We start from the raw sequence: 12,478 nt of genomic DNA on the forward strand, positions 1-12,478 counted from the left end.
CGGCGCTGACGGGGGTATCGGCCACGGGAGCGACGCGGGGGACCGTCGCCGTGGCCCTCCAGCGCGGGCCGCCGCGGCGGTGCTGAACGCGCGACGACCGTCGTCATGGCCTGCCGTACCTTCCTCACCACCCTCCTGCTCGGGCTCGCCGCGCTCTGCTGCGCGGCGTGCGTCGGCTCCTCTCCAACGCCGCTCGCCCCTGCGCTCCGCGGCTCGATCGGCGTCCCGCACCACGGCGTCATCACCGATGCCGTCGAGCTGCCGAGGCAGGGCGAGGGCTACCGGCTGCTCCGCAGCAACGGCGTCCGGTGGGGGACGGCGGGGCTCGTCGCCGCCGTCCAGCGCGCGGCGGCGGAGGTCGCGCGGGCGCGGCCGGGCGGCGCGCCGCTCCTCGTCGGCGATCTCTCCGCGCGGTTCGGCGGGGAGACCCGCGGGCACCGCTCTCACCGCACCGGCCGCGACGCGGATCTCCTGCTCTACGCGCTGACGCCGGACGGGCGCCCGGTGCGCTCGCCGGGGTTCGTGGAGTTCGGCCCCGACGGCCTCGCCCGGCTCCCCGACGGCAGCGCGGAGCGCCCGTCCTCGCCCTCGGACGGGGACGAGTACGTCCGCTTCGACGTCGAGCGGCAGTGGCTGCTCGTGAGGTCGCTCCTCCGTTCGCCCGACGCGCCCGTCCAGTGGCTCTTCCTGGCGCGCTGGCTCGAGGCGCTCGTCGTCGAGTACGCCCGGGCGCGCGGCGAGGATCCGGAGCTCGTCTGGTACGCCGAGAGCGTGCTGCTCCAGCCGGGCGACAGCACGGCGCACGCCGATCACATCCACCTCCGCGTCGCGTGCACGCCGGACGGGTTCCTCTCCGGCTGCCTCGGCGGCGGTCCCTACTGGCCCTGGCTCCCGGCGACGCCGCAGCTCGTCCCGCCCGCGGACGACGATCTCGCCGCCGCGCTCCTCGACGACCTCCTGCCCGGAGCCGCCGCCGCGAGCCCTCGCACGGCGGCGCCCGACAGCGCGCTGTGAGCCACCTCGTCGCGCTGGGGGACGCGGCCGACGTCTGCGTGGCGCTCCCTCCCGAGGTGCGCTTCGACCTCGTCTACCTCGACCCTCCCTTCGGGGTCGGCACGACGATGACCGCGCGCGCGGCGCCCGGCCAGGCGCGCGGCCGGCGGAAGCCCGAGAGCGGCCCCGACGCGTACGACGATCGCGCGAGCGCCGACGTGCTCGTCGCGATGCTCGCCCCGCGCCTCGCGGCCGTCCGCGATCGCATGGCCGAGGGCGCGACGCTCTACCTGCACCTCGATCACCGCGCGGTGCACGAGGCGAAGGTCGCGTGTGATCGCCTCTTCGGCCGCGGCGCCTTCCTCGGCGAGATCATCTGGGCGCCGGGCAACGGCGGCCGCGGCGCGCGGGGCTTCTCCGTCACGCACCAGACGATCCTCCTCTACGCCCGCGCGGCCGCCGACCGCGGCCGGGTCGTCTACAACGCCGCGGATCCGATGCTCCGCGAGCCCTACGCCGAGACGAGCCTCGCGATGCATTTCAAGCACCGCGACGACGACGGCCGCCTGTATCGCGAGCGGATCCTCGGCGGCAAGGTGTACCGGTACTACGCCGACGAGGGCCGCCGGCTCGGGAGCGTGTGGACCGACATCCCGGGGATGGTCGCCAACACCCCGTTGCGCCGCGAGGGCACCGGCTACCCGACGCAGAAGCCCGAGAAGCTTCTCGACCGGATCGTCCGCGCCTCGTCCGCGCCCGGCGCGACCGTCGCGGATCTCATGTGCGGCAGCGGCACCACGCTCGTCGCAGCCGCGCGGCTCGGCCGTCGCTTCGTGGGCGGCGACCGGAGCCCGCTCGCCTTCGCGACCGCGCGGGAGCGGCTCGACCGGGAGGGGATCGCGTACAGGGTGATCGAGGTGCCTGGCGCGTGCGCTCGAACCGATCACGCTGGTTGAGCGCGAGGGGTCGTGACGTGGTCGCGATCGGCGCTGCTGCCGTCCCGTCGCGCGATCGGCGCTCCAGACAGCGCCGCCGCCGGATGTCTCTCTTGATACGCCGCTCTGGAGCCCGCAGAGGCCGGCCTCAACGTTTGAAACGCCCCGCTCGGTCCCCGAGCGGCCCGTCTCAACGCCTGCAGCGCCCCACGTGGCCCCCCAGCCGTCCGTTTCAAGGCTTGGGATGGCTCACTCGGGTGCCGAGTCGCCGGTTCCAACGCTTGAAACGCCCCGCTCGGTCCCCGGGAAGGCCGTTTCACCGTTTGCATCAACGCTTGCAACGACGGGCGCGTCGACCTCGGTGCGCCCGGCCTGGCGCTCCATCACTCTCCGGCCCGCTCGGCCTGGCTCAGACCAGATCGTCGATGGGCCCAGCGCCCTCGCGGACGACCTGCACGTCGCCCTGGCTCAGGTCGATCACGGTCGTCGGCACGCCCCCGCCCGTCCCCGCGTCGAGGACGAGCGCCAGCCCCGGAAATCGATCATCGATCTCCCCCGGATCGATGATCGGATCCTCCCCCGGCGGCGCCGCCGTCGTGCTGATGAGCGGCCGTCCGAGCGCGCGGACCAGCGCGATCGCGACCGGGTGGTTCGGCACCCGGATGCCGACCGTCTTCTGCTTGAGGTGCACGTACTTCGGCACCTCCCGTGTGGCGGGCAGGATGAACGTGTACGGCCCCGGCAGGAAGCGCTTGAGGAGGCGGTACGCCTGGTTCTCGACGATCGCGTAGCGCGCGATATCGCTCAGATCCGGGCAGATGAACGCGAGCCTCTTCTCCCCCCGCATCCCCTTGATCTGGTAGATGCGCTCGATCGCCGCCTTGTTCATCAGGTCGCACCCGAGCCCGTACACGGTATCGGTCGGGTACCCGATGACCTCGCCTTTCTGCAGCAGGTCCACAGCGCGTGCGATCTTGCGCGGTTCCGGGTGGTCGGGATTGATGGGCTGGAGCATCGCTTCGTCTTCCGCTTCTGCTTGGTCCGCCCGCCATCCAGCGTGAGCGCCGGCGGGGGGCTGTGCGCGGCAGCGTGCGGGGGGCGCGCCGAGCACCGACCGAGGTGCCATCCGCTGTCAGGTAGCTCCACGTCCCAGGCGCGCCCTGTGGGGCGCGCAACGAAACGTCTCAGGCATCAAGGCCCGAAGGGAGCCATGCCGGGTGGTGTTCTCGGCTTCAGCTCCCTCGCCCCGGTCTTGCCGGATGGCCAGCGCCCCCCGCACGCTGCCGCGCACAGCCCCCCGCCGGCGCGTGCCACCCGGATCCCCCGCTCCCGGGCCCTACTCCTTGAGCGCCTCGCTGCCGCCGATGATCTCCATGAGCTCCTTGGTGATCGCCGCCTGCCGCGCCTTGTTGTATGCGAGCGTCAGGGTATCGATCATCTCCTTGGCGTTCTTGTTCGCGGCGTCCATCGCCGTGAGCTTGGCGCCGAGCTCGCTCGCCATGGACTCGTAGAGCGCGCGCAGGATCGAGATGTCCACGTACATCGGAACGAGCCGCTCCAGGAGCGCCCCCCGGTCCGGCTCATACAGGAAATCCGACGTCCGCCCGCCCTGCGCCCCGTGGTCGCCGCCCTCTCCCGGCTCCTGCGCCGGCCCGCCCGCAGGCAGGAGCCGCTCGACCACGACGGTCTGCGAGATCGCGCTCTTGAACTCGTTGTAGACGAGGTAGATCGCGTCGACCTCGTTCTTGTTCAGCGGCGCGAGGAGCTTGGCGCCCACGGCCTGGGCCGTCTCGAGCCCGAGCTTGTCCCAGACCCCCGGGATGTACTCCAGGATGGGCGCATTGCGGCGCGCGAAGTAGTCGCGCCCCTTGCGGCCGATGATCGCGAGCTGGACCTCCTGGCCGGCCTCGACCCGGCTGGCCCACTCGCGCTCGGCGCGCTTGTTGATGTTCGTGTTGAAGGCGCCGCAGAGCCCGCGGTCGCTCGTGAGCACGAGGAGCAGCACGCGCCGCTCCGGGCGGCTCACGAGCAGCGGGTGCGTCAGCTTCTCACCCCCGGTGAGCGCCGCCGCGTGCCCGTCCGCCCCGATCCCCTCCGCCGCCGGCGCCTCGCCCGCGGGCGCAGCGGCCGCGTCGCGCGTGATCTCCCAGAGCACCTCCTGCACCTTGACGGCGTAGGGCCGGAGCTCGGTGATGCGCTGCTGCGCCTTGTTGAGCTTGGCGCCCGCGACCATCTTCATGGCGCGGGTGATCTTCTGCGTCGACCTGACGCTCGAGATCCGCTTGCGAATGGCTTTGAGGCTCGGCACGGCTGCTTACTTTTCCTTCGCCTTCGAGGCGCTCTTCCCGCTCTTCGCCTTCGCCTTGGGCGCCTCGTCCTCGTCGCCCGCGTCGTCCGCCTCATCGGCGGCCGTGGGGCCCGCGGACGCGCCGCCCTCGCTCACCACGAAACGCTTCTTGTAGGCCTCGATCGCGCTCTTCATCCGGCCCTTGAGGTCGTCGTCGAGGACCTTCTTCTCCCGGATGTCCGTGAAGATCTGCGCGTGCTTGGACTCCACGAACTTGTAGAGCTCGTCCTCGAAGCGCGCGAGCGAGGCCACGGGCAGGTCGTCGAGCAGGCCCTGCGTGCCGGCGAAGATGATGAGGACCTGCTTCTCGACCGAGAGCGGCACGTACTGGCCCTGCTTCAGGATCTCGGTGAGGCGCGCGCCGCGCTCGAGCTGCGCGCGGGTCTTCGCGTCGAGGTCCGAGGCGAACTGGGCGAACGCCGCCATCGCGCGGTACTGCGCGAGGTCGAGGCGGAGCGTGCCGGAGATCGACTTCATCGCCTTGATCTGCGCGTTGCCGCCGACCCGGCTGACCGAGATGCCGACGTTGATGGCCGGCCGGACGCCGGAGTAAAAGAGGTCGGCCTCGAGGAAGATCTGCCCGTCCGTGATGCTGATGACGTTCGTCGGGATGTACGCCGACACGTCGCCGGCCTGCGTCTCGATGACCGGCAGCGCCGTCAGCGAGCCGCCCGACCGGGGATCGCGGACGATCTCGTAGTCGCTCGCCTTCGCCTTGTCCGAGAGCTGCTGCTCGAGCTTCTTGATCTCGTCCTTCTTCTCGTCCTTGCGCGCCTGCTCGAGCTTCTCGAAGAGGGCCCCGTCGATGGTCTTCCAGAGCGAGTCCTTCGCCGAGTGCATCCCGTGCGCGCCCACGTGCGACTTGCCGTCGATGCCGCGGAACGACGCGTCGAGCCCGTCGACCTTCGTCCCCTTGTTCACGACGTAGAAGACGTCGGCCATCTTCGCCGCGCGCTCGAGGAGCCGGGAGTGGAGGTAGAAGACGTCGCCCGGGTACGCCTCGCGGCCCGGCGGGCGGCGGAGCAGGAGCGAGAGCTGGCGGTACGCGACCGCCTGCTTCGAGAGATCGTCGTAGACGCACAGCGCGTGGCGCCCGCTGTCGCGGAAGTACTCGCCGATCGTCACGCCGGTGTACGGCGCGATGAACTGGAGCGGCGCGGTCTCGCTCGCGGTCGCGGCGACCACGATCGTGTACTCCATCGCGCCGTGCGCCTCGAGCTTGTCCACGACCTGGCGCACCGTCGACAGCTTCTGGCCGATCGCGACGTAGACGCAGATGACGCCCTTGCCCTTCTGGTTGATGATCGCGTCGACCGCGACGGCCGTCTTGCCCACCTGCCGGTCGCCGATGATGAGCTCGCGCTGGCCGCGGCCGACCGGGATCATCGCGTCGATCGCCTTGATGCCGGTCTGCATCGGCTCGGTCACCGGCTGACGCTGGATGATGCCGGGCGCCTTCACCTCGACGCGCCGGCGCTCCTTCGAGTCGATCGGCCCCTTGCCGTCGATCGGCATGCCGAGCGCGTTGACGACGCGCCCGAGGGTCGCCTCGCCGACGGGCACCTCCATGATGCGCCCCGTCCGCTTTACGGCGTCACCCTCCTTGATGAGGCTCGTATCGCCGAAGATCGCGGCGCCCACGTTGTCCTGCTCGAGGTTCAGCACGAGCCCCATCAGGCTGCCGCCCTCCGAGCCGCTGAACTCAACGAGCTCGCCGGCCATGGCGCGGCTCAGGCCGTGCACGCGGGCGATGCCGTCACCCACCGTGAGCACCGTGCCCGTCTCGGTGACCTGAGCGGCCTTGTCGATGTTCTGGATTTGCTTCTTGATGATCTGGGAGATCTCTTCGGCGCGGAGCTGCATGCGGAGTCCTCTGTGGGGAGACGCTTGGGCTTCGGAATCAACGTCGTCAAGGTCGAGGGGCCAGCGAACGCCGCGGGCCCCGACCTATCGTGAGACAGGGGAGCGGGATCGCTCCCCTTCAGGTTCGGAGCAGGTTGTCACGGAAGCTCGAGAGCCGGGTGCGGAGGCTGCCGTCGATCACCTGATCTCCGATCTGGGTGACCACCCCGGCGATGAGCGAGGGGTCCTGCTTGTGGGTGATGGAGATCTTCCTGCCGGTCGCCCTCTCGAGCTCGGCCCGGAGCCGGTCGAGGTACCCGTCGCTCAGCGGGCCCGCGCTCGTGACGACGGCCCGGGCGAGGTTCTGGTCCTGATCGACGAGGATCGCGAGCTGCCGGGCGATCTCGGGCAGCGCCGCCAGCCTCCGGCGCCGCGCGAGCAGCCGCAGCGTGTTCTGCGTCAGCTCCGAGAAGGCGGCGCGCGCGCCGACCTCGCGGAGCAGCTCCTCGCGCGTGGTCTCCGGGAGGAGCGGGTTGTCGAGCACCGCGCGGAGCTCCTCGCTCGCGTTGTACATCGCGCTCGCGTCCTGGATCTCCCGGGCGAGGGCCGAGAGGGTGCCGGTCTCCTTGCCGATCTCGAAGATCGCGCGCCCGTAGCGCCGGGCGACTGCCTCGTAGCTCATCGCGCTGCTCCGATCGTCTGGGCTCCGCGGGCGGCGCCGGCGGAGACGGCCACGGGGATCGCCTTCAGGTACTCCTCGGCCGCGCGGTCGTGGTCCTCCCTGCCGACGCGCTGCCGGAGCAGCTCCTCGGCGGCGACGACGGCGCCCTGCACCGCCTCCTGGAGGAGGATGACGCGCGCCTCCTTGAGCTCCTGGCTGATGCGGAACTCGGCGTCCCGCCGCATGCGGGCGCGCCGCTGCTCCGCCTCGGCGAGCACGTGGGCCTTCTCGAGCTCGGCCTGGGCCGCGTGCTCGGCCTTGAGCGCCGCGAGCGTCTCCTCGAGCCGCGTGAGCTTGTCCTCGTACTGCTCGAGCCGCTTCTCGGCGTCCTGCTTGAGCCGGGCCGCGTTGTCGAGCTCGTGCATGATCGTCTCCTTGCGCTTCCTCAGCGCGTCGGCGATCGGCTTCCTCCCGAAGCGGACGACGATGAACGCGAGCAGCCCGAAGTTCAGGACCGAGGCGAGGAACGGCGGCGGCTCGTTCTTCGGGTCGCAGGGGTTCTTCTCGTCGTGGTAGCGCCAGAGCAGCGCGTTGATGCCGCCCTTCTGGGCGGCCTCGTTGTTCACGCCGATGAGCCCGTGCCACCAGTTGACGTGCGGCGGCGGATCCGTCGGGCCGTGGCCGGGGCAGTGCTCCTCCGCGCCGTGACCGGCCTCGGCGTGCTCCGCCGGCGGCGGCGTGGGGCGCGCGCGGCCGCCGGGCGGGGTGCCCGGCGGGCGGAGCCCGTGCCCGGGCTGGAGCGGCCGTCCGCCCGGGCCGAGCGGCCGGCCGGGCTGGGCGTCCCGCGGGCGCGGGACCATCGGCTGCGCGCCCGGCTGGGCCGCGCCGGGGGCCGCGGCCGGCGGCTGGACGGGCGGGTGCCCCGGGGGCAGCGCCTGCGGCTCCTGCGCGAGCGCGGAGCCGGCCGAGAGCGCTGCGGCGAGGCCGAGCGCGAGCGACGTGCGGCGGAGCGGCTTCACTGGCGCACCTCGCGGCCGAGCATGCTCGCGGCGATCTCCGCGGCGAGCGCGGGCTGGGCGGCGGCGAGCTCCGCGCGCATGCGGGCGACCTCGGCCGCGATCTTCGCCTTGCCGTCCTCGAGGATGCGCGCGGTCTCGTTCCGCGCCTCGGCCATGATCTGGGCCTCGATCTTGGCGGTCTCGGCGCGGAGCCGCTCCCGCTCGACGCCGGCCTCGCGCCGGACCTTCTCGATCTCGGCCTCGTAGCGGGTGAGGAGCTCGCCGGCCCGCTCGTCCATCTCGCGCGCTTCCCGCTTGGCGCCGTCGGTGCGCCGCTCGCGCTCTTCGAAGACGCGGAGCAGCGGGTCGAGCAGCAGCGGCTTGAGCACGACGATGAACGTCGAGAACAGGGCGATCTGCGCGATGAACGTCAGATCGAAGTCGACGGCGATGGCGCCGGACGCGAAGAGGGGGTGGATGGCGTTCGGATTCACGGGTGCTTGCTCGGCGACAAGGGGCGGCGCGGCGGGAGGCGCGCGCTGCTCCGGGGCCCGGGGGGCGTTGCCGCGCGCCGGACTAGCACGTGTTGGCCAAAGCTGGAAGGGATCTCGGCAGGTCGGTCGCGCCGCGTTCGTCGACGCAAAGTTCGCGCGTTTGGACGATGGCGGCGGCGCGCGCCGGCCCCTACAGGCCTGCGAGCGAGCGCGTCATTTCGTCGACGCACTTCTCTAGATCCGCGGCGCTCGGGCGCACCGGCGCGGGCGGCGCGTGGTCCTCGTCGCGCAGGGCCTCGGCCGCGCGCGGATTGCGGAACCAGTCCTCGTCGAAGCGCTGGATCAGATCGCGCCGATCGCGCGCGCTTAGGAGCGCCCCGACGAGCCGCGCGGCCGCGTCCGGCTCGAGCGCCGGGACGACGCCGGCGAGCGCGCCCGGGATCGGCGCGCCGAGCGCGCGCGCGGTCGCCTCCTGGAAGAGGTCGCTCCGGTCGCGCGCGGCCCGGAGCAGCACGTGCCCGCCGGCGTGGAACACGAGGCCGACCCGCGCGGCGTCGAGCCGGAGCGAGAGGAGGAGGCTCCGCGCGGTCGCGCGCGCCTGATCGAGCGCGCGGCCCCGGCCGAGCCCGAGCGCGCGCGCGCAGAAGACCGGGTCGGCGACGAGGCCGCCAAACAGCGCGGCGCGGCGCGCCTGCCGGAGATCGAACGGCCGCCGCGCGAGCGCGAAGGGACCGCGCGTGGACGCGAGCGAGAGCGCCGCGCCGAAGCGGGCGAGCGCGCGGGCGAAGGAGGCGGCACCGAGCGGGCGCGGCAAGGGCCCGAGATCGATCGCGAGCCCCTCGGTGAGCTTCGTCGCGCGGAACAGCTCCTCGATCCAGCGGGGGCCGAGGCGCGCCGGCCACCCCGAGGAGGCGTCCCTGCCGACCGCGCGCCCGAGCGCGTCGTGCCAGGTCGACGCGCGCTCGAGCATCGCCTCGGTCCGGCGCAGCAGCACGTCCGCGGCGCCGATCGCGGCCTCGGGGGGATCCGTCGGGAGCTCGATCGCGCGCAGGCCCTCCTCTGCGAGCAACCGCGACGCCTCCTGCTTGCGCTCGACGAGGATGCGGGCCGCGTCCGCGACCGCGCCGGAGCCGCGGGTGAGCACGTCGGCGAGGGTCTGCCGCCCGGCGTCCGTGGGCTCGGCGAGCAGCCTGATGCGCGCTTCGTAGGGTGACAGCCGCACCGGCTCGGGCAGATCGACGGTGATCGACGGCGCGTGCCACGCGGCGGCGAGCCGGAGGCGATCGGCCCAGAGGACCCGCTCCAGCGTGAGCGTGTAGACCCAGTCGGCGAGCGGCGCGGCGAGGCCGGTCGGATCGGGCGCGACGGTGGACGGCGCGGCGCTCGCGATCCCGAGCTCCGCGCCGAGGCTGGGCGTCTTTCCGGTGAGCTCGAGGTAGGTCGTCCGCGAGCTGGCGCGGCGGAAGGCGTCGAGCGGGTTCTCGAGCCGGGCCCTCGCCTCGGCGGCGCTCGGGCCGTCCTGGTCCTCGGCGGCGGGCGCGGGGCCGCGCCGGACGACGTCGCCGAGCGCCGCGCGCCACGCGCGCGCCGCCCGGGCGACTTCGCGATCGAGGCGGATCAGATCGAGGTCCATGGTCACCTACCCGTGCACGGCGGGCGCCGTCCCGAGGCGCCCGGCGATCTCGCCCTCGGCGCGCGCGAGCTCGGCCAGCCGGGCTCGCGCGGCGCCCTCGTCGCCCGCGACCTCGACGGCGAGGTCGACGAGCGTCCGGTAGTGCCGCGCCTCGGACGCGAAGAGCTCCTCGTAGAGCGGCGCGAGCTCGTGCTCGCGCGCCGCGAGCCCGTCGGCGAGCAGCCGGAAGCGCTCGCAGGAGCGGGCCTCGATGATCGCGCCGACGAGCAGCCGATCGATGAGCGCGGCCTTCGCGTTGCGCGCGCAGGTGCTGGAGGCCGCCTTGCGCAGCTCGCTCGCGTACACGTCGGTCTCGGGCTTGCCGAGCGCGAGCCCGCGCCGCTCGATCACGTCGAGCAGCGCGCGGAAGTGGCGGATCTCCTCCTCGGCGAGGTCGACGAGCGCGCGCGCGAGCCGCGGGATCGAGGGCCAGCGCGCGGCGAGCGACAGCGCGTTCGACGCGGCCTTCATCTCGCAGTGCGCGTGGTCGGTCAGCAGCGCCGGCAGGTCGGCGAGCGCCAGGTCAGCCCAGCGGGGATCGGTCGGTAGGGTCAGGCACAGCACGCCCCGCGGACCTAAAGCAGGCGCGGCGCGGCGAGAAGGGGAGAAGGCGAGGCGAGGGGCGGCTAGGGCTCGTCGGAGGTCGCGCGGGTCAGGCCGCTCGACTCGAGGTGGTACGCGAGCCCGGCCACGATCGTGGTGGGGCCGTCCGCGGCGAGCGCCCGCCGCACGCTGGCCTCGATGGAGAACTGGGTGCCCACGTACCCCACGCCGATCGAGAGCGCGTGTTGCCCGGCGCCCTGGTCGTAGCGGTAGCCGGCGCGGAGCGGGAAGTGGTCGGCGGCGAGGTACTCGCCGCCCGCCATGATGCGGAAGGTCGCGTCGCTGTAGGAGTGGAGGTCGGCGAGCCCGTCGACCTCGATCGAGAAGTCCTCGGTCCCGACCCCGACGCCCCCGCCGAGGGTGGTGGGGAGCAGCCCGTGGTTCGGGAACGTGAGGTTCTGCCCGACGACCGCGATGTACAGGGTGTCGGTGGGCTTGGCGGTGAGCGAGGCGTCGAACGTGAACTCGTCGACCAGGGAGTGCCGTCCGGTGGGGACGGCGACCTGCTCGCCGGCCTGGTTCGTCTTCACCTCGACGTCGTCGCTGTCGCGCAGGCCGCCGGAGACCGGGCCGTCGTCGAGCCACCTCCCGCCGAGCGTCCCGTCCTGCGAGATCTTGGCGTAGCGGCCGGCGACCCCGATGAAGAGGCGCTCGGTGATGGGGTAGGCGAGGCCGACCCGCACGTCGAGGAAGGAGCGCCTGAGCCCGCCGCCTTCCCCCATGTCGATCCAGCCGCCGGTGAAGGCGATCGCCCCCGCGAGCCTCCCGGTGACCGAGTCGACGACGACGGCGCCGGGGACCAGCCGCTCCGCGTCCGGGCTCCACTGCAAGAGCCCCTGGAGGTGGTAGACGCGGGTCTCCACCATGGCGGACGGGTTCGTGAAGATGGCCGACGTCCCGTTCCCGAGGGCGCGCAGCGCGCCGCCGAAGGCCGCGGCGCGGGGCGTCTCGCTCTCGCCGTAGGCGTAGGACAGCTGCGGCGGGAGCGAGGACGCGTCGGCCGCCGCGGTCCCCGCGGACGCCGTCAGCGCGAGCGCGCCCGAGAGCGCCAGGATCCTGGCCTGCGCGGAGGCCGGCGCCCGGCGCGACGAGCGCGCGAGACCTGCCCCCTTTGTCAACCGGATCCCGAGCGGCATCACCTCGCCATACCTCAGACCCGGACCCCGGGGCCAAATTCTCGGACCCGAAAAATTGCTCGACCCCGGTCGCTCTGTGCTGGACGACCTCCGCGTTTTTCAAAAAGCTGGAAATCCAGCCAGCATTAACCCCTTGACGGCGAGATGAGCGGGTTTTGCTATGGCATCGGGGGCGCATCGCCGAAATCACCGCCCCGCGTCGGGAGTTTTGGCGTCCGGTGTCCGAGGGGCTGAGCTTGACCGACGCGAAGCGGGTTTCGCAGTGCGGCGCGCCGTGAATTTACCTGAGCGATCCTGGATAGTTAGCCCAGGTTTCGCAGTTGGGGATAGACGCCCGGACGCACCCGGTGCTACCTCGGATTCGTCCTCGGGGCGGTCCTATGCCGCACCGGGTCCTCCAAAGGGTGGCCCCGAAAGGGGCGCTGCGGGCTACCGAGCTCTGTGAGGCGGTATGGGGGACGGTTGTGCCGATCTGTCTTCCAATGCAAGAGACCTCGACGCAACGGTTGCACCCCACCTCGCACGGCGCGCTCGGCTGGAGCCGAGCCGAGCGCCGGCGCAGGGGGCCGCGGGGAGACCTGTACTCCATGGATGCACGTGGACGTTCTCCGAGGGCGAAGAAGGCCGTGGGCGGACTGTTGAAAAGTCGACGAGCCCTTCGGATACATTCAAAATAACGTAGGGATCTCCGAAAGTTAGAGGCGAGTCCTCGCTGAGAGACCTGTGGAAAAGTTGGGGGCGGCAGATCGTTGGGCCGCCCCCCAGACCTATTTCGTGGAGCGGACTTCAGAGCAGCG

The 12,478-nt window shown here is 72.4% G+C and carries 11 protein-coding genes; 2 read left to right on the forward strand and 9 right to left on the reverse strand.

Annotation, left to right across the window (positions count from 1 at the left end):
* Positions 1–105 precede the first annotated feature (105 nt).
* Together WMF43_RS50935 and WMF43_RS50940 are read left to right on the forward strand one after the other, a co-directional pair.
* Entirely contained in the window at positions 106–1,014 is a 909-nt protein-coding gene (locus WMF43_RS50935; RefSeq protein WP_437676395.1) for a penicillin-insensitive murein endopeptidase, read from the forward strand.
* Positions 1,011–1,949, forward strand: coding sequence for a DNA-methyltransferase (locus WMF43_RS50940; RefSeq protein ID WP_437676397.1), 939 nt, complete (start codon positions 1,011–1,013; stop codon positions 1,947–1,949). Before WMF43_RS50935 ends, WMF43_RS50940 begins: the two co-directional genes overlap by 4 nt.
* Before the next feature lie 388 nt (positions 1,950–2,337).
* Here the strand turns inward: WMF43_RS50940 and WMF43_RS50945 are convergent, their stop codons facing one another.
* The 9 genes from WMF43_RS50945 to WMF43_RS50985 all read right to left on the reverse strand — a co-directional run bounded on the left by WMF43_RS50945 (position 2,338) and on the right by WMF43_RS50985 (position 11,681).
* A complete protein-coding gene (locus WMF43_RS50945; protein WP_437676398.1) occupies positions 2,338–2,943 on the reverse strand; it encodes an L-threonylcarbamoyladenylate synthase in 606 nt (201 codons plus the stop codon).
* 321 nt (positions 2,944–3,264) lie between these two features.
* Positions 3,265–4,236: an ATP synthase F1 subunit gamma gene (gene atpG, locus WMF43_RS50950; RefSeq protein ID WP_437676400.1), complete on the reverse strand. Its 972-nt coding sequence runs from the start codon at positions 4,234–4,236 to the stop codon at positions 3,265–3,267.
* 6 nt (positions 4,237–4,242) lie between these two features.
* Positions 4,243–6,138 carry a F0F1 ATP synthase subunit alpha gene (atpA, locus tag WMF43_RS50955; RefSeq protein ID WP_437676402.1) on the reverse strand — a complete coding sequence of 632 codons (1,896 nt, stop codon included), beginning with the start codon at positions 6,136–6,138 and terminating at the stop codon, positions 4,243–4,245.
* Between the two features lie 118 nt (positions 6,139–6,256).
* On the reverse strand, positions 6,257–6,799 hold the full coding sequence (gene atpH / locus WMF43_RS50960) for an ATP synthase F1 subunit delta (protein WP_437676403.1): 543 nt from the start codon (positions 6,797–6,799) through the stop codon (positions 6,257–6,259).
* Positions 6,796–7,797 carry a F0F1 ATP synthase subunit B family protein gene (locus WMF43_RS50965; RefSeq protein ID WP_437676404.1) on the reverse strand — a complete coding sequence of 334 codons (1,002 nt, stop codon included), beginning with the start codon at positions 7,795–7,797 and terminating at the stop codon, positions 6,796–6,798. Before WMF43_RS50965 ends, atpH begins: the two co-directional genes overlap by 4 nt.
* A complete protein-coding gene (locus tag WMF43_RS50970; RefSeq protein WP_437676406.1) occupies positions 7,794–8,270 on the reverse strand; it encodes an ATP synthase F0 subunit B in 477 nt (158 codons plus the stop codon). The genes WMF43_RS50965 and WMF43_RS50970 overlap by 4 nt, the downstream gene beginning before the upstream one ends.
* 190 nt (positions 8,271–8,460) lie before the next feature.
* Complete coding sequence (locus WMF43_RS50975; protein WP_437676408.1) at positions 8,461–9,903, reverse strand: hypothetical protein; 1,443 nt, start codon at positions 9,901–9,903, stop codon at positions 8,461–8,463.
* A 6-nt stretch (positions 9,904–9,909) separates the two neighbouring features.
* Positions 9,910–10,506 carry a tRNA isopentenyl-2-thiomethyl-A-37 hydroxylase MiaE gene (miaE, locus tag WMF43_RS50980; protein WP_437676410.1) on the reverse strand — a complete coding sequence of 199 codons (597 nt, stop codon included), beginning with the start codon at positions 10,504–10,506 and terminating at the stop codon, positions 9,910–9,912.
* Positions 10,507–10,568: 62 nt separating this feature from the next.
* Positions 10,569–11,681, reverse strand: coding sequence for a hypothetical protein (locus WMF43_RS50985; protein ID WP_437676412.1), 1,113 nt, complete (start codon positions 11,679–11,681; stop codon positions 10,569–10,571).
* Positions 11,682–12,478 lie beyond the last annotated feature (797 nt).

This window comes from Sorangium sp. So ce131, assembly GCF_051519095.1.
Classification (GTDB): domain Bacteria; phylum Myxococcota_A; class Polyangia; order Polyangiales; family Polyangiaceae; genus Sorangium.